Origin of the sequence: Micromonospora sp. NPDC047762 (assembly GCF_043204655.1) — a bacterium.
GTDB lineage: Bacteria > Actinomycetota > Actinomycetes > Mycobacteriales > Micromonosporaceae > Micromonospora.
The window spans coordinates 173,549-188,086 of the sequence record NZ_JBIDCQ010000009.1 but is presented as its reverse complement, the minus strand read 5'-3'; the positions used below and the strand labels follow the sequence as shown (position 1 = coordinate 188,086).

Here is a 14,538-nt window from a genome sequence, read left to right as displayed (position 1 = left end):
GTGCCGCGATGAAGGCGGACCTGCTCAGTTACTTGAAGGGCGGCCGTGAGTCGCACTGCACGACGTAGGCCACGTGCCGTGGTGGGGCGATGCGGCGGTCACGTTGCACCACGTCCTGGTCCACGTCATCGCGGAAACCCAGCGGCACGCCGGCCACGCTGACATCGTGCGCGAACTCATCGACGGCACGGCCGGCCTGCTGCCCAGGCACGACAACCTGCCCCCCGTGGACGAGTCATGGTGGCGGGACCACCGTCGGCGAGTGGAGCAGGCTGCCCTCGACGCCAGCCGGGGCAGCAGCTAGTTCTCTGCCGGCCATCGGTGACGCCTCAGCATCTGGGCCGCCCGCCGCCCCGATCCCGCGCGGCCACCGACGCGAAGAGGGCGGCGGCGCCGGCTACGCAGGGGGCACCAGCTCGCGGCTGTGCCGGCTGATTGCCACCCCGACGTCCGGCCACAGTTCGCACGGCCGATCGGATACGCGGCCGGTCCGTCACGAAATCCGGCGGCGGATCGTCACAGAGGGCGGTTAGTCTTCCTCCGCGCGTCGTCGTCCTGGCACGTCGCGCCCCGCGCCCGGTTGGCGCGGCATCGCCGCCACCGCCCACCGTCGGCCGGCTCAATCGACTTCAGGAGAGTTAGTGACACAGCAATCTCTCGCGACATCGGACAAACTCGACTCCGCGGTGCTCAAGGTGGCGGGCGTCGTCGTCCTTGGCGCGATCATGTCGATCCTCGACGTGACGGTGGTCAGCGTGGCGCTGCCCAAATTCCAGAGTGAGTTCGACGCGTCCTACGCCCGCGTCGCCTGGACCATGACGGCCTACACCCTTGCGCTCGCCACCGTGATCCCGCTCAGCGGGTGGGCGGCGGACCGGTTCGGCACCAAGCGGCTCTACATGGTGGCGCTTACCCTGTTCACGATCGGGTCGGGGCTCTGCGCCATGGCCGACACGATCGGCGAGCTGATCGGTTACCGGGTCCTGCAGGGCCTCGGTGGCGGCATGCTCATGCCGCTGGGCATGACCATCATGACCCGGGCGGCCGGTCCGCACCGGATCGGTCGGTTGATGGCCGTCCTCGGCATCCCGATGCTTCTGGGGCCGATCGGCGGTCCGATCCTCGGTGGTTGGCTGATCGACACCGCGAGCTGGCACTGGATCTTCTTGATCAACTTGCCGATCGGCCTGATCGCCCTGATCTACGCGCAGGTCGCGCTGCCGAAGGACGCGCCCGAGCCGTCCGAGTCGTTCGACTTCGTCGGCATGCTCATGCTCTCGCCGGGTCTCGCGCTGTTCCTCTACGGCGTCTCGTCCCTGCCGGAGGCCGGCACCTTCGCCGAGGCCAAGGTCTGGGCCCCGATGCTGGTCGGCGGCGCGCTGGTGGTGGCGTTCGTGCTCTACTCGTTCAAGCCCCGGCACCCGCTGCTCGACCTGCGGCTGTTCCGCAACCGCAGTCTGACCATCGCGTCGGTGACGATGTTCGTGTTCATCATCGCGTTCATGGGCGCCGGCCTGCTGTTCCCGAGCTACTTCCTGCAGGTGCGCGGTGAGTCGACGCTGGCCGCCGGCCTGCTGATGGCCCCGCAGGGCATCGGCGCGATGATCACCATGCCGATCGCCGGCACGTTGGCCGACCGGGTGCCGATCGGGCGTACCGTCCCGTTCGCGCTGGGGCTCATCGTCGTCGGGTTCTTCGGTTTCACCCAGGTCGACCCGCAGACCTCGTACTGGCTGCTCGGCGGTTCGCTGTTCGTGATGGGTCTGGGCATGGGCGGCACGATGATGCCGATCATGACGTCGGCGCTGCGGACGTTGCAGGCACAGGAGGTGGCCCGTGGCTCGACGCTGGTCAACATCCTCCAGCAGATCGGCGGTTCGGTCGGCGCCGCCGTGATGTCGGTGATCCTCACCAACGAGCTCAACGGCTCCCGGCCGATCCCCGGCCTGGTGGACGAGAGCGGCAAGCCGATCACCGAAGCCGGGCTGGCCATCGCCTCCCAGCAGCGGCCGGAGCTGCTCCAGCAGATGCCGGTGGACCCGTCGATCATCGAGCGCGGGTTGGACTTCGCCGCCAAGTCGTTCGCGAGCACGTTCTGGGTCGCGTTCGCGCTGGTCGTGCTCACGATCATCCCGGCGGCGTTCCTGCCGCGCCGACGTCAGCCGGCGCAGCTCGACGACCCGCAGGGCGAGCAGGTCAGGACGCCCGTCGTCATCCACTGACCGACCCCGCCGCGCTCGTCACCCCACCGGGTGCCGAGCGCGGCGGGTACGGCGTCAGCGCAACGGACCGTCGCCGGGCCCGTCCGGGTCCTCGACCAGGTGGATCGCCGCTTCCTCCGCGCTGGCGGCACCCGCGTCGATGCCGGCGTCCCACGCCACCGACTCGGCCTCGTCGTCCTCGCGGACGCCCTCGTCGTAGGCGACGAGACGGCCAGCGCGTGCCTCCGCCTCGTACCCCCGGCGGGTCAGCTCGTCCTCGTCGTCGCCACCCTCGGCGTACGGGTCCACATCCGGCACCTCCTGGGCGAGGTGCTGCTCCAGGGACTCGCCCGCCCGCTCCTCGGCCGGCGTGGTGCCGAACCGGTTTGCCGCCGTCCAGTGGTCCTCGGCGATGATGCCGGTGTCGAGGGGGTCGCCGACCCGGTCGTCGTCGAGGGTGTCGGAGGCGTCCAGGACCCCGTCGTCCTCGGCCACGTTCCACTCGTCAACGGAATCCATCCGTTCGGTCTGGCTCACGGTGGTCTCCTCTTCGTCACGGTGCAGCAAAGCGGTCAGCTTATGACCGTGCAACGCGCCCGCACCCCGAGGTCTGCCCGCTGTGACGAACGGACCTCGGGACGGGCGGCACCGCGGTCGGTCAACGCTTCAGCAGCTCCGCCACGGCGTCGGTGAACTCCACCGGCTGCTCGATGTGCGCGAAGTGTCCGCTTCGCTCCAGCGTCACCCGTCGCGAGTCCGGAAGCCCCGCGTGCAACTGCTCGGCCCAGCGAGGACCACAGATGAAGTCGTACATTCCGACGATCACCACGACGGGCACTGTGATCTCACCGAGGTTTTCCCGCACGTCGAAGGGTGTGGGGTCCTGCGCGCCGGCCGGCGTCGCCCAGATCCGGACAGCCGCCTGAAACGGGGCGAACTCGTCCTGTCGGCCCCAGAAGTCCGCGAAGTACACCGGCAGGGCGGCGCGCAGTGCGGCCCCCAACGACTCGTCGTCCGTCGCGCCGCCGATCTGCGCGAAGGCAGCCGGGACCGCCGCTGCCTCCGGCCGGTCCGGGTGCCGCTGCGGGTAGGCGGCGAGGCCGGCCATGGCCTCGCCCCAGAACTCGGCGCCGGTGACAGGTGAGGTGTCGTACAGGGCGAGGCCGGAGATCCGGTCCGGGTGGGCGAGCGCGTACCGCTGGACGACGAAGCCACCGTGCGAGTGCCCGAGGAGGTACACCCGGTCTTCGCCGAGGTGCTCGACGACGGCGTGCAGGAACCGGACGTACGTGTCGAGACGGTAATCGGCGGGGTTGTCGAGCTGCCCCGACGCGCCCGTGCCCACCGGCTCGACGTAGACCATCGTGAAGTGCGTCTCAAGGCTGGGGGTGCGCAGATACGCCCACTCGATGCCTGGGCCACCCGAGTGCGCCACGCAGACCGGACCGGTGCCGGCGACGTGGTAGACCTGCCGAACGCCATCCACTGTGAACGTGTGGGCACCGGGTGCGAGGGCGCCGACGTCGTGGCTGGTGAAACCCATGAACTATCTCCCGATCCGAGACCCGCGCGGCGTCCGCCGACACGGCAACTGGTGCATGACGCAGACCAGATGCGCGGGTCGCGGGAAAAGTTCGCTCGGTCGGAGAAAGTTTTTCAGACCAGCGCGGGCACGGGGTGGAAGAGGGTGAGTTGGCGTACGCGGCCCTCGCGCAGCACCTGCAACCAGAGTGCAGCGGGTGGGCAGTGTTCCGGGTCGTCGGGTGGGCTGATCAGGTCGGTTTCCCAGATCAGCACGTCGCCGCTGCCCACCACGTTGCGCAGCCGCTGACGTACCCCGGCGGCCAGGTCGCGGTCCATGCCGTTGATCGCCAGGTCACGGCCACCGCGTGGGCCGCCGGGCACGATCATCTCGGCGTCCGGCCACCAGCTCTCGCGGACCACCCGCTCGAAGTCGCCGCCCATTGCCGTGGTGATCATGTCGCGGCCCGCCCGCCACCGCGAGTCGTTCGAGGCGGCGACGTCCGTGTGCGCGGCGTCCGCCGCCGTCCGCAGGCCGCCGGCGAGCGCCCGGCGGGCGTGGCTGAGGCGGCTGCGGACGGTGCCGACCGGCACGCCACACACGGCCGCGATCTGCTCGTACGAGGACGCGTCGCTGAAGTACCGCAGCAGGGTGACGAGCCGGTCAGGTTCGGACAGTTGCCCGATGGAGTGCCACAACCAGTCGCGCATCGCGGCCCGGTCCAGCGCCTCCTCCGGGGTGGGTGTGTCGGCGGGGCGGCTGAACCACTCGGGTTCGGCGACCGGGAGGGCTCTGGGCCCGCGCAACGCCATCCTGCTGTTGTTGCGGACGATGGCCCGCAGCCAGGGGCCGACAGCGCTCGGGTCGCGGACCTCGCCGATGCGACGCAGGGCGATGACCATGGTGTCCTGCACCGCGTCGTCGGCGTCCGGCCCGTAGCCGAGGACGCTCAGCGCGACGGCCCGCATCCCGGCCTCGTGCCGGGCCAGCAGCGCCCCCAGCGCGGCCGCGTCTCCCGCCTGCGCGAGTACGACAAGCTCCCCGTCGCTCTGCGTCACGCCCAGTTCCTCCCCGAAACACCTGTTCTGAACGCTTGTGCTCCATCAAGCGTACGGCGGACCGGCGTGCCGATGCCCCGGGCCGCCGGCCGTCCTACGCTGCGGACGAGCTGGCGGCGCGGGTCGCCCGCGAGCCGATCTGCCGCAGGTGCGCGATCAGCTCGGGAGGCTCGTGCACCTCCATGTCGCACCCGAGAGTCAGCAGACGCCACGCCAGCCACTCCAGGGTGTCGGCGTCGCTGCGTAACCGGCACGAGGTCGCGTCGATCGGCTCCAGATCGACGCCGGTGCCGCCGAGCGGGCCCACCATCCGTTCGATCGGCGCGTGCAACGTGACCACCGCCCGGTAGACGGGCGTCAGCTCAAGCAGCTTCTCCGTCATGAACGAGGCGGCGTCGGACGCCGGCAGTGGCCGGGCGGTGACCCGGATCCGGGTGGGGCGCAGGTCGGTGATCCGGTCGAGCCGGAAGATCCGCCAGTCGTCGCGGTCGTTGTCGTAGCCCACCAGATACCAGCGCCGACCCGCCGACACCAGCTTGTACGGCTCGACGAGCCGTTCGGTGTCCACGCCGTCGCGACGGCGGTAGGTGAACCGCAGCTGCTCACGATTGTTGACGGCGGCGGCCAGCGCGCTCAGGTGCTCCGGGTCGACAGTCGGTCGGTCCCAGGTGAGCAGGGGTTCGGTGGCCGCCCCCAGGGCGCTGACGCGGTGCCGCAGCCGGGACGGCAGCACCTGTTCGAGCTTCGCCAGCGCCCGTACCGAGGACTCCTCGATGCCGGCCACCGCGTGACCGGCGGCGGTGCGCAGACCGACTGCGATCGCCACCGCCTCGTCGTCGTCGAGCAGCAGCGGCGGCATCGCCTTGCCGGCGACCAGGCGGTATCCGCCGATCGCGCCCATCGTCGCCTTTACCGGGTAGCCGAGGTCGCGCAATCGCTCCACGTCGCGGCGGATGGTGCGCAGGCTGACGCCGAGTCGGGTGGCCAACTCGCTGCCGGGCCACTCGCGGGGCGTCTGCAACAGCGACAGCAGGCCCAGCAGTCGGGCGGGGGTGTCGGACATGGTCCCAGAATGCCAGCGATGTGTGCCAGAAGCTGTCCTATATGGGCCGTAGCGTTCCCGGCATGACGCCCTTTCGCATCGACATTCCCCAGGCGGACCTCGACGACCTGCGTGACCGGCTCTCCCGAACCCGGTGGCCCCGCTCGTTGCCCGGCGCCGGCTGGAGCCGTGGGGTGCCGGTGACGTACCTTCGCGAGCTGACCGAGTACTGGGCGAATGGTTACGACTGGCGGGCCCACGAGGCGCGGCTGAACGACTTCCCCCAGCTCGTCACCGAGATCGACGGCTTGGATGTGCGTGTGCTGCACGTCCGCTCGCCGGAGCCGGACGCGCTGCCGTTGTTGCTGACACACGGCTGGCCGAACTCCGTGGTCGAGTTCACCGAGCTGATTGGCCCACTGTCCGACCCACGCGCTCACGGCGGGGATCCCGCGCAGGCGTTGCACGTGGTCGTGCCGTCGCCGACGATGGCGGTTTCGCCTGGCCGACGGGCCAGCGGCGGGTGCCATCCGGTGTGTACGGCGGCGGGTCCGCGCTGATGCGCCGCCTCGCCGAGCGAGACAACACGATCGTCCACTGGCCGCAGGGCAACCCGGGCAGCCACTTCGTGGCGATGGACGAGCCGCTGGCGCACGCGGCGGACATCCGCGCGTTCTTCGAGGGCCTGCGATGATCGAGCTGAGCTGGGCGCAGGTGTCCGCCCGACGACTGGCGCGGCACTGGCTCTGCACGCCGGCGGCGGACGCGGCACCGGACGCCGGAAGCGTCGCCGACGTGGTGTCGGCGATCAGCGGCGCGCACGCCCAGATCGCGTCGGCAGCCGAGCTGTCCATCGGACTGCGGGTGCCGGGCGCGACCCGTGCCCTGGTACGCCGGGCACTGTGGACCGACCGCACCCTGGTCAAGACCCGTGGGCCACGCGGGACCGTGCACCTGCTCGCCGCGGCGGACCTGCCGATGTGGGTCGGGGCGCTGACCGCGTTGCCGGCGCCGTCCTGGGAGCGGAGTGCTGTCCTGCTGACGCCTCGGCAGACCGAGCAGGTCCTCGCGGCCATCGCTGACGCGGTCGCCGAGGCCGACCTGACCACCGCCGAGCTGACCGAGGAGGTCGTCGACCGTACCGGCCCGTGGGCGGGTGACCTGGTCATGGAGGCGTTCCAGGACAAGTGGCCCCGGTGGGTCGCGGCGATGACCGCCGCCACCCGGGGTGGGGTGGTCTGCTTCGGCCCGAATCGCGGCCGGGCGAGCACGTACACCAGCCCGACCCGGTGGCTGCCCGACTTCGCGCCGATGCCCGGTCCCGCCGCCCTGGCCGCCCTCGTCCGCGGCTACCTGCACGCGTACGGGCCGGCCACCCCGGCACAGTTCGCCCGGTGGATGGCGGTGCCCCCGGCGTGGGCGGCGTTGCTGTTCGACTCGCTCGACCTGACCGAGGTGACAGTCGAGGGCACCCGGGCCTGGGTGACCGCCGACGACACCGAATTCCCCGACGACCGGCCGTCCGGGTTGCGGCTGCTGCCGTACTTCGACGCGTATGCGGTCGGCTGCCACCCCCGCGAGCGGCTCTACCCCGGCGCTGCCGCCGAGCGGGCGCTCAACGGTGGCCAGGCCGGCAACTACCCGGTGCTGCTGATGGACGGTGTGGTCGCCGGTGTGTGGCATCAACGCCGATCCGGGCGCTCGATCCACGTCACAGTCGAGCCGCTGCGGACGCTCGGTGCCGCCCGGCAGCGCGCGCTGGGGGAGGAGGTCGAGCGGGTCGGCGAGATCCTGGAGGGGGAGGCGTCGCTGACCATCGGCACCGTCAGTGTCGGCCCGCACGCCTGAGACCACGCCGGCCCACCGCCTGGGCGAGGATGGGGGCGTGCACCCCGAACCGGTCGACCACGCACCCCGGCAGGCGTTCCCCTGGGCGCTCCTACGCCAACGCTGGGAGGACCTCACCTTCCTGCACTGGGCAGTTGCTCCGGAGGTGGTCGCGCCGTTGCTGCCCGCCGGCACTCGTCCGGACACCCTGGACGGGGTCAGCTACGTCGGCCTGATCGGTTTCCGGATGGTCGGGCTGGGCTTCGGCCGTGGCCCGGGGGTGCCGTACTTCGGCACCTTCGCAGAGACCAACGTCCGGCTCTACTCCGTCGACGACGCCGGCCGCCGAGCGGTCGTGTTCCGGTCGCTCGACGCGTCTCGCCTGCTGCCGGTGCTGGTGGCGCGGGCGACGCTGCGTCTGCCGTACCTCTGGTCGTCGATGCGGTTGGATCGCGACGGCGACCGTCGCACCTATCGCTGCCGGCGACGGTGGCCGGGGCCGGCGGGCGCGTCGAGCCGGATGGTGGTGCGGGTGGGGGAGCGGATCGTCGAGCCGACCCCGCTCGAACACTTCGTCACCGCCCGCTGGGGGCTGCACACCCGGGCGTACGGGCGCACGCTGCACCTGCCGAACTGGCATCCGAGCTGGCCGCTGCACCGGGCCGAGGTGCTGCACCTGGATGACGAGTTGGTCGCCGCCGCCGGGCTGCCGGCACCGGTCGGGCCACCGGTGAGCGTGCTCTACTCGCCAGGTGTCGGGGTCAGGTTCGGCCCGCCGGTGGCGGCCCGGCCACGCGGTGCCGGGCCGCCGGAGCGGTACTAGTAGCGGCCACCCTCGGGAGCCGGCAGCGCCTCCAGGTCCGCCAGGTCCTCTGCGCTGAGCCGCACGTCGGCGGCAGCGCAGTTGTCCACCAGGTACTTCGGGGTCTTGGTGCCGGGGATCGGAACGACTCGGTCACCCTGGGCGACCACCCACGCGAGGGCGACCTGCGCGGGGCTGACGCCGGCTCGGTCGGCGATCTCCCGGACCCGGGCGACGATGGCGAGGTTGGCGCGCAGCGCGTCCTGCTGGAAGCGCGGCAGGCCACGCCGGAAGTCGTCGGCGGGCAGGTCGTCGAACGAGGTGAACCGGCCGGCGAGGAAACCGCGACCGAGCGGGGAGAACGGCAGGAAGGCGATGCCCTGCTCGGCGCAGTACGGCAACACCTCGGTCAACGGGTCGCGGGTCCACAGTGACAACTCGGACTGCACCGACGCGACCGGGTGCACCGCCTGGGCCCGCGCGATCTGCGCGACAGTCACCTCGGACAACCCGAGCTGCCGGGCCTTGCCCGCCGCCACGACCTCGGCCATCGCGCCCCAGGACTCCTCGATGGGCACCTCCGGGTCGACCCGGTGCAGCTGGTAGAGGTCGACGTGGTCGGTGCCGAGCCGGCGCAGGCTCTCGTCGATCGCCGCTCGGATGTGCTCCGGGCGACCATTGTTGCCGATCTTCGGTGAGTTGCCGGGGCCGCCGGTGGGGGAGGTGGCCACCAGGCCGACCTTCGTGGCCAGCACGGCCCGCTCCCGGTGCCCGCCGGCAAGCGCCCGCCCGACCAGCTCCTCATTGGTGTACGGCCCGTACACGTCGGACGTGTCGATCAGCGTCGCGCCCAGGTCCAGTGCCTGTCGGATGACGGCGATCGACGTGTCGTCGTCGCGAGGGCCGGTGATGTCGTAGCCGTGGCTCATGCCCATGCAGCCGAGGCCGATGACGCCGACCTCGGGCCCGGTGCTGCCCAGCGTGGTGGTTCGCATGCGCCCCACGCTACGACCGGAGCGGCGGACCCGCACCCGCCGTGGCGGGCACAGCCGCTTCCTGGGGTACGTGACGACACTCACCGGAAGTGGACTCGGGAGTCCGGTACGGTGGACGTTAAGCGGACCCACGAGTCCGGATGTGTCCCACTGTGACCCACGAGGAGCCTCATGAAACCGGTACTGATCAGCGACGCCCTGCGCGCGGTGGTCTTCGAGCCGACGCGCGACCTGACCGCGGCGCTCGACGAGTTCTACGCCCCCGACTACACCCACCGCAGCGACGGCGAGACCCTCGACCGGGCCGGATTCGTCGAGATGGTGACCCAGGTACGGGGTCAGATCGTCAGCGGCACCGTGCGGGTCCTCGACGAGCTGCGCGACGGTCTCCGCTACGCCGAGCGACACGTCTTCGAGATCACCATGGCCGACGGGTCGACCGCCAAGCGGGAGATCGCCATCTTCGGGTCGTACGCCGAGGACGGTCGGTTCCGCCACCTCAGCGAAACGGGCTTCGACCTGCCCGCCTGACCCACCTCGACGACCAGAGACAGGAGAGATCCATGCCCCGCCTTACCGACCCCGACCCGAACGTGATTCCCACCGACGTCCGCGACTTCCTGTCCGCCCTGCCGCCCGATCCGATGGTCAAGATGCTGACCCACTCGGTCGGCACCGTGAAGCTCTTCATCCAGCTCGCGAGGGCGCAGTTCACCTCGTTGGAGCTGCCCGCCCGCTCGCGGGAGTTGGTCATCCTGACAGTGGCCGAGTACGCCGGGTGCGAGTTCGTGGCGGCCCAGCACGGCCCGATATCAGCGGCGGCCGGTGTCGACGAGGACACCCGGAAGATCATCAGCAGCCGGGACATCGACAACCCGGACCTCCCGGCGTACGACCGGACGCTCATCCGGTTCGCCGCCGAGGTGGTGCGGTCACCACGCGTTTCCGACGACCTCTTCGACCAGGTGCGGCACATCCTCAGGGAGCGCGAGATCGTCGAGGTGCTCCAGGTGATCGGCTACTACTGGTCGTTCGGCCGGGTTGCCACGGTGCTCAACGTCGAACTCACCACCGTGTACGGCGACGAGCCGTTGCTGACCGACGAGACCGAGCGGGCAGACTGAGGCCATGACCCCGCCGACGCCGAGCGACCCGGAGACTCCCCATCGGCGTCTGGACGCCCGTCGCAACCAGGAGCGGGTCATCGCCGCCGCCCGGGAGCTCTTCACCGAGCAGGGTCTCCAGGTGACGGTGCCGCAGGTGGCGGAGCGGGCCGGGGTGGGTCGCGCGACGGTCTACCGCAGCTACCCCAGCAAGGAAGACCTGATTGTCGCGGTCGTTCAGCGGCAGTTTCAGGAGTTGGAGCAGCGCATCCGGGCGGCGCTCGACGGCGCCGACGCGTACCGGGAGTGGTGTTCCTTCGTGCCCGACCTGTTCGGACGCCTCGCCCGCGACCGGGTCCTCGCCGACGCGTTCTTCGAGGGCAGGCTGGTGCCCGCCGCGCGCATCCTGGCCCTGATCGGGCAGCTGGTGGCGGCAGCCCGAGCGTCCGGCAGGATCCGCCCGGACGCCGGCGAGCTGGACATCCGGGTGATCCTCTGCGGAGCTGTCCGGCAGCTCATCGTGCTCGACGAGCGCGACCCGGCGGTGTGGCGCCGGTACGCCGACCTCGTGCTCAACGCGCTGCGTCCCTGACGGCCTCGGTCGACACTGGGGGAAAGCTCGGCCGACGTGTCGAGGACGGTGCGCCGGCTTCGACCTTGGGTTGAGGGCCGGAGCAGCCGGCCTCGCCGACGAGCCGACACGGCACGGACCGAGGAGTGGATCGATGACGAAGGTGACGACCGGGGCGACGATGTCGTTGGACGGCTACATCGCGGACGCGTCCCACGGTGGCTTCGAGTACCTCTTCCAGTGGTACGAGAACGGCGACGTCGAGACGCCGACGGCCGACCCCGAGCTGACCTTTCGGACCTCCGCCACGAGCGCCCGGCACCTGCGGACCCTCACCGAGCGGACCGGCGCGCTCGTCGTCGGCCGGCGGCTCTTCGACATCACCAGCGGGTGGGGTGGTCGGCATCCGTTGGACGTACCCGTCGTTGTGGTCACCCACAGCGTGCCGGAGGGCTGGGCAGCCGAGAACGACTCCTTCGTCTTCGTCAGCGACGGCATCGAGAGCGCGATCGCCCGGGCGAAGGCGATCGCCGGGGACAAGGAGGTCGGTGTCAACGGGGGCACCATCGCCGCCCAGGTCGTCGAGGCCGGCCTGCTCGACGAGGTGCACATCGACCTCGTCCCGGTCCTGCTCGGTGCCGGCGTCCCGCTCTTCGCCGACCTGAAGATCGCCCCACTTCAGCTGGACGGCCCGTTCAGCGTCGTCGAGGGCGACGGCGTCACGCACCTGGCCTACCGGGTACGCCGAGCCTCCTGAGCGCCGCTGGGGCCGGCCTGATCGGGGCCGGGCCTGGTGTGGGACGCCGGTGCTGAGCCCTCCGGCCACTGCCCCCACCTTGCTCCCATAGTCATTGATCGATATTGTGCGCCCAGGCGCCGCCCCGCCTCAGACCACCACCGTCGATCCGAAGCGGGTTCCGCATGCGCACACCGAGACTTGTCACGACCCTGGCCGTCACCGGCCTGCTCGCCGGTGGGGCGGCCCTGGCCGCCGCCACACCGGCAAGTGCGGCCACCGCCGTGTTCTCCGTGACGAACAACTGGGGCAACGGCTACCAGGGGCAGGTCACCGTCACCAACAACACCACCGCCCAGATCACCAGTTGGCGGGTCGAGTTCGACCTGCCGGCCGGCACGAGCATCAACCAGTCGTGGAACGCCGAGCAGACGACCTCAGGCAGCCACTACACCTTCGCAAACGTGGTGTGGAACGGCACTCTGGGTGCCGGCGCGTCGACGTCGTTCGGCTTCCTTGCCAACGGCACCGGCACCCCGCTCAACTGCACGGTGAACGGCGCGTCCTGCGCCGGCGGTCCGCCCCCGACCACCCCGCCCCCGACCACCCCGCCCCCGACCACCCCGCCACCGACCACCCCGCCACCGACCACCCCGCCCCCGACCACGCCGCCGCCGACCACCGGCACGCCGGTCGAGCGGCACGGGCAACTGCGGGTCTGCGGCACCACCATGTGCGACAGATCCGGCGCGCGGGTGCAGCTGCGGGGCATCAGCAGCATGTGGCTCAACTGGGAAACCGCCCCGTACGCCGAGAACCTCTCCGCGCTGCGCTGGATGCGGGACAACTGGAACCTCCAGGTGATCCGCGCGGCCATGGGGGTGGAGCCGGCGGGGGCGTACCTCAGCGACCCGAACAAGGCCCGCGCGCAGGTGGAGACCATCATCAACAACGCGGTCACCGCCGGGGTCTACGTGATCGTCGACTGGCATGCGCACGAGGCGCAGAACAACCAGTCCCAGGCGGTGGCGTTCTTCGGTGACCTGGCCCGCCGGTACGGCCACCTGCCCAACGTCATCTGGGAGCCCTACAACGAGCCACTCCAGGTCAGCTGGACCAACGTCATCAAGCCATACCACCAGGCCGTGGTGTCCGCGATCCGCGCCGCCGACCCGGACAACATCGTCGTGCTCGGCACCCCGACCTGGTCACAGGACGTGGACGTCGCGGCGGCCAGCCCGGTCACCGGCACCAACCTGATGTACACCCTGCACTTCTACTCCTGCACGCACGGGGCGTCGCTGCGCGCCAAGGGCGACGCGGCGATCCGCGCGGGTCTGGCGCTGTTCGTCACGGAGTGGGGGGCCAGCAACGCCGATGGCGGTCTCGACGGCCGGGCCTGCCTGCCGGAGGCGCAGTCCTGGATCGACTGGATGAAGGCGAACGGCGTCTCCTGGACGGCCTGGAAGCTCGACGTCGGCACCGACACCACCAACCTGCTCAGCCCGGGAGCGCCGGTGACCGGTGGGTGGACCAACTACCTGCACGGCCACGCGCCGTTCGTGGTGGCCAACATGAGGTGAACCCGGCGGCTCCTTGACCGGGATTGATCGAATCGAGACTGCAGGTGTCGGGGTGTCCAGGCCGGTGGGACACCCCGACATTCCCGGCTGTCACCACCACCGCGCCGGCCACCGTCGGAGGGTCACTGTGTGAAGGCCCGCCGGTACGCGGTAGGGGTGGTGGCGAAAGCCCGCTGGAAATGCGCGCGGAGGTTTGTCGCCGTGCCCAGGCCGGTACGCCGTGCGACCTCGTCGATGGTGATCCCGCCGTTCTCCAGCAGGGCGCAGGCGGCCCGCAGCCGTTGCTGGATCAGCCACGCGCGTGGGCTCATCCGGAACCGGCTCCGGAAAGTGCGGTGCAGCGTACGGCTGGACATCACACCCTGCCGGGCAAGGTCCGCGACGGTGATCGGGCGGTGCAGGTTGCTGCTCGCCCACGTGATGACCTCGGCCAACTCGTCGTCCTCACCCGGAACGCCGACCGGGATGAACTGGGCCTGACCACCGGCTCGGTGCAGCGGTGTGACCATGTGGCGAGCCCGTTGGATGGCGGCAGCCTGCCCGTGGTCGCGGCCGACGAGATAGAGGCACATGTCCAGACCGGCGGCGAGCCCGGCGCTGGTGATCACCTCACCCTCGTCGATGTACAGCGCACTCGCGTCCACGACGATCCCCGGATGCTCCTGGGCGAGCGCGTCGGCGTGCGCCCAGTGGGTCGTCGCGCGGCGGCCGTCGAGCAGACCGGCCTGGGCCAGCGCGAAGGCGCCGGTGCAGATCGACGCGATGCGGACGCCCCGGCGGTGTGCGTGCCGCAACGCCTCGAGGGCGCGCGGCGGTGCCGGGCCACGACGGAATCCGGGCACGATCACCGTGTCGGCGTCGTCGAGCGCGTCGAGCGTCGCGGCGACGGTCAGCTCCAGGCCCGCGGTGGTGGTGGACACCGAACCACCGTCCACTGCGCACACCGTCATCGCGTACCGGCCGTGGCCCTCATGGCCGAACACCTGCGTCGCGATTGTCAGATCGAAGGCGACAACCCGGGGTAGGGCGAGGACGACGACCCGATGCTTGGCGGGATGCTTACGCATGGTGGCAAGGATGCCACTCGCCGCCGCCCGG

General features: G+C 70.9%; 16 protein-coding genes and 1 pseudogene. 11 read left to right on the top strand and 6 right to left on the bottom strand.

From position 1 onward, the window contains the following. The first annotated feature begins 55 nt into the window (after positions 1–55). Both ACGF3C_RS26190 and ACGF3C_RS26185 read left to right on the top strand, forming a co-directional pair. Positions 56–304, top strand: a complete 249-nt coding sequence (locus tag ACGF3C_RS26190; protein ID WP_393226345.1) for a DUF664 domain-containing protein — start codon at positions 56–58, stop codon at positions 302–304. A gap of 337 nt (positions 305–641) precedes the next feature. Continuing rightward, on the top strand, positions 642–2,222 hold the full coding sequence (locus ACGF3C_RS26185; protein ID WP_357233871.1) for a DHA2 family efflux MFS transporter permease subunit: 1,581 nt from the start codon (positions 642–644) through the stop codon (positions 2,220–2,222). Between the two features lie 54 nt (positions 2,223–2,276). Here ACGF3C_RS26185 and ACGF3C_RS26180 read toward each other — a convergent pair whose 3' ends face one another. The 4 genes from ACGF3C_RS26180 to ACGF3C_RS26165 all read right to left on the bottom strand — a co-directional run bounded on the left by ACGF3C_RS26180 (position 2,277) and on the right by ACGF3C_RS26165 (position 5,844). Next, a complete protein-coding gene (locus ACGF3C_RS26180; protein WP_355423851.1) occupies positions 2,277–2,738 on the bottom strand; it encodes a DUF5709 domain-containing protein in 462 nt (153 codons plus the stop codon). A gap of 121 nt (positions 2,739–2,859) precedes the next feature. Next, on the bottom strand, positions 2,860–3,744 hold the full coding sequence (locus ACGF3C_RS26175; RefSeq protein ID WP_393226109.1) for an alpha/beta fold hydrolase: 885 nt from the start codon (positions 3,742–3,744) through the stop codon (positions 2,860–2,862). Between the two features lie 113 nt (positions 3,745–3,857). Next, positions 3,858–4,781, bottom strand: coding sequence for an RNA polymerase sigma factor (locus ACGF3C_RS26170; protein WP_393226107.1), 924 nt, complete (start codon positions 4,779–4,781; stop codon positions 3,858–3,860). Positions 4,782–4,875: 94 nt separating this feature from the next. Then, positions 4,876–5,844, bottom strand: a complete 969-nt coding sequence (locus ACGF3C_RS26165; RefSeq protein WP_393226104.1) for a helix-turn-helix transcriptional regulator — start codon at positions 5,842–5,844, stop codon at positions 4,876–4,878. Positions 5,845–5,906: 62 nt separating this feature from the next. Here ACGF3C_RS26165 and ACGF3C_RS26160 point away from each other — a divergent pair. The 4 genes and pseudogenes from ACGF3C_RS26160 to ACGF3C_RS26145 form a co-directional block, all read left to right on the top strand. Continuing rightward, positions 5,907–6,305 (top strand): annotated as a pseudogene (locus ACGF3C_RS26160) (epoxide hydrolase N-terminal domain-containing protein); the annotation flags it as partial. A gap of 77 nt (positions 6,306–6,382) precedes the next feature. After that, the gene (locus ACGF3C_RS26155) at positions 6,383–6,517 is read left to right on the top strand and encodes a hypothetical protein (protein WP_357235352.1); all 135 of its coding nucleotides are present in this window, start codon (positions 6,383–6,385) and stop codon (positions 6,515–6,517) included. Then, on the top strand, positions 6,514–7,671 hold the full coding sequence (locus tag ACGF3C_RS26150; protein ID WP_393226101.1) for a winged helix DNA-binding domain-containing protein: 1,158 nt from the start codon (positions 6,514–6,516) through the stop codon (positions 7,669–7,671). The genes ACGF3C_RS26155 and ACGF3C_RS26150 overlap by 4 nt, the downstream gene beginning before the upstream one ends. 37 nt (positions 7,672–7,708) lie before the next feature. Then, the gene (locus ACGF3C_RS26145) at positions 7,709–8,473 is read left to right on the top strand and encodes a DUF2071 domain-containing protein (RefSeq protein ID WP_357229703.1); all 765 of its coding nucleotides are present in this window, start codon (positions 7,709–7,711) and stop codon (positions 8,471–8,473) included. Here the strand turns inward: ACGF3C_RS26145 and ACGF3C_RS26140 are convergent. Then, the gene (locus ACGF3C_RS26140; protein WP_357229705.1) at positions 8,470–9,447 is read right to left on the bottom strand and encodes an aldo/keto reductase; all 978 of its coding nucleotides are present in this window, start codon (positions 9,445–9,447) and stop codon (positions 8,470–8,472) included. The two genes, ACGF3C_RS26145 and ACGF3C_RS26140, sit on opposite strands and share 4 nt — an antisense overlap. A gap of 171 nt (positions 9,448–9,618) precedes the next feature. Here ACGF3C_RS26140 and ACGF3C_RS26135 point away from each other — a divergent pair, with 171 nt between their 5' ends. From ACGF3C_RS26135 to ACGF3C_RS26115, 5 genes are all read left to right on the top strand, one after another. After that, positions 9,619–9,978, top strand: a complete 360-nt coding sequence (locus tag ACGF3C_RS26135) for a hypothetical protein (RefSeq protein WP_357229707.1) — start codon at positions 9,619–9,621, stop codon at positions 9,976–9,978. Positions 9,979–10,010: 32 nt separating this feature from the next. Then, positions 10,011–10,571 (top strand): hypothetical protein, encoded by a 561-nt coding sequence (locus ACGF3C_RS26130; RefSeq protein WP_357229710.1) that lies wholly within the window; start codon positions 10,011–10,013, stop codon positions 10,569–10,571. A 4-nt stretch (positions 10,572–10,575) separates the two neighbouring features. Further along, complete coding sequence (locus ACGF3C_RS26125) at positions 10,576–11,142, top strand: helix-turn-helix domain-containing protein (RefSeq protein WP_357229712.1); 567 nt, start codon at positions 10,576–10,578, stop codon at positions 11,140–11,142. A 133-nt stretch (positions 11,143–11,275) separates the two neighbouring features. After that, complete coding sequence (locus tag ACGF3C_RS26120; RefSeq protein WP_393226096.1) at positions 11,276–11,878, top strand: dihydrofolate reductase family protein; 603 nt, start codon at positions 11,276–11,278, stop codon at positions 11,876–11,878. A gap of 164 nt (positions 11,879–12,042) precedes the next feature. Further along, the gene (locus ACGF3C_RS26115) at positions 12,043–13,440 is read left to right on the top strand and encodes a cellulase family glycosylhydrolase (protein WP_393226093.1); all 1,398 of its coding nucleotides are present in this window, start codon (positions 12,043–12,045) and stop codon (positions 13,438–13,440) included. Between the two features lie 122 nt (positions 13,441–13,562). On the opposite strand, the gene ACGF3C_RS26110 is transcribed toward ACGF3C_RS26115, so the two are convergent. After that, positions 13,563–14,507 (bottom strand): DJ-1/PfpI family protein, encoded by a 945-nt coding sequence (locus ACGF3C_RS26110; protein WP_357229716.1) that lies wholly within the window; start codon positions 14,505–14,507, stop codon positions 13,563–13,565. Positions 14,508–14,538: the final 31 nt, after the last annotated feature.

What these genes read in the sequence shown, in the direction of transcription:
- ACGF3C_RS26175 (WP_393226109.1), bottom strand. Translation starts at nt 3,744, where the DNA reads ATGGGTTTCACCAGCCACGACGTCGGCGCCCTCGCACCCGGTGCCCAC.
- ACGF3C_RS26165 (WP_393226104.1), bottom strand. Translation starts at nt 5,844, where the DNA reads ATGTCCGACACCCCCGCCCGACTGCTGGGCCTGCTGTCGCTGTTGCAG.
- ACGF3C_RS26155 (WP_357235352.1), top strand. Translation starts at nt 6,383, where the DNA reads ATGCGCCGCCTCGCCGAGCGAGACAACACGATCGTCCACTGGCCGCAG.
- ACGF3C_RS26150 (WP_393226101.1), top strand. Translation starts at nt 6,514, where the DNA reads ATGATCGAGCTGAGCTGGGCGCAGGTGTCCGCCCGACGACTGGCGCGG.
- ACGF3C_RS26140 (WP_357229705.1), bottom strand. Translation starts at nt 9,447, where the DNA reads ATGCGAACCACCACGCTGGGCAGCACCGGGCCCGAGGTCGGCGTCATC.
- ACGF3C_RS26135 (WP_357229707.1), top strand. Translation starts at nt 9,619, where the DNA reads ATGAAACCGGTACTGATCAGCGACGCCCTGCGCGCGGTGGTCTTCGAG.
- ACGF3C_RS26130 (WP_357229710.1), top strand. Translation starts at nt 10,011, where the DNA reads ATGCCCCGCCTTACCGACCCCGACCCGAACGTGATTCCCACCGACGTC.
- ACGF3C_RS26125 (WP_357229712.1), top strand. Translation starts at nt 10,576, where the DNA reads ATGACCCCGCCGACGCCGAGCGACCCGGAGACTCCCCATCGGCGTCTG.
- ACGF3C_RS26120 (WP_393226096.1), top strand. Translation starts at nt 11,276, where the DNA reads ATGACGAAGGTGACGACCGGGGCGACGATGTCGTTGGACGGCTACATC.
- ACGF3C_RS26115 (WP_393226093.1), top strand. Translation starts at nt 12,043, where the DNA reads ATGCGCACACCGAGACTTGTCACGACCCTGGCCGTCACCGGCCTGCTC.
- ACGF3C_RS26110 (WP_357229716.1), bottom strand. Translation starts at nt 14,507, where the DNA reads ATGCGTAAGCATCCCGCCAAGCATCGGGTCGTCGTCCTCGCCCTACCC.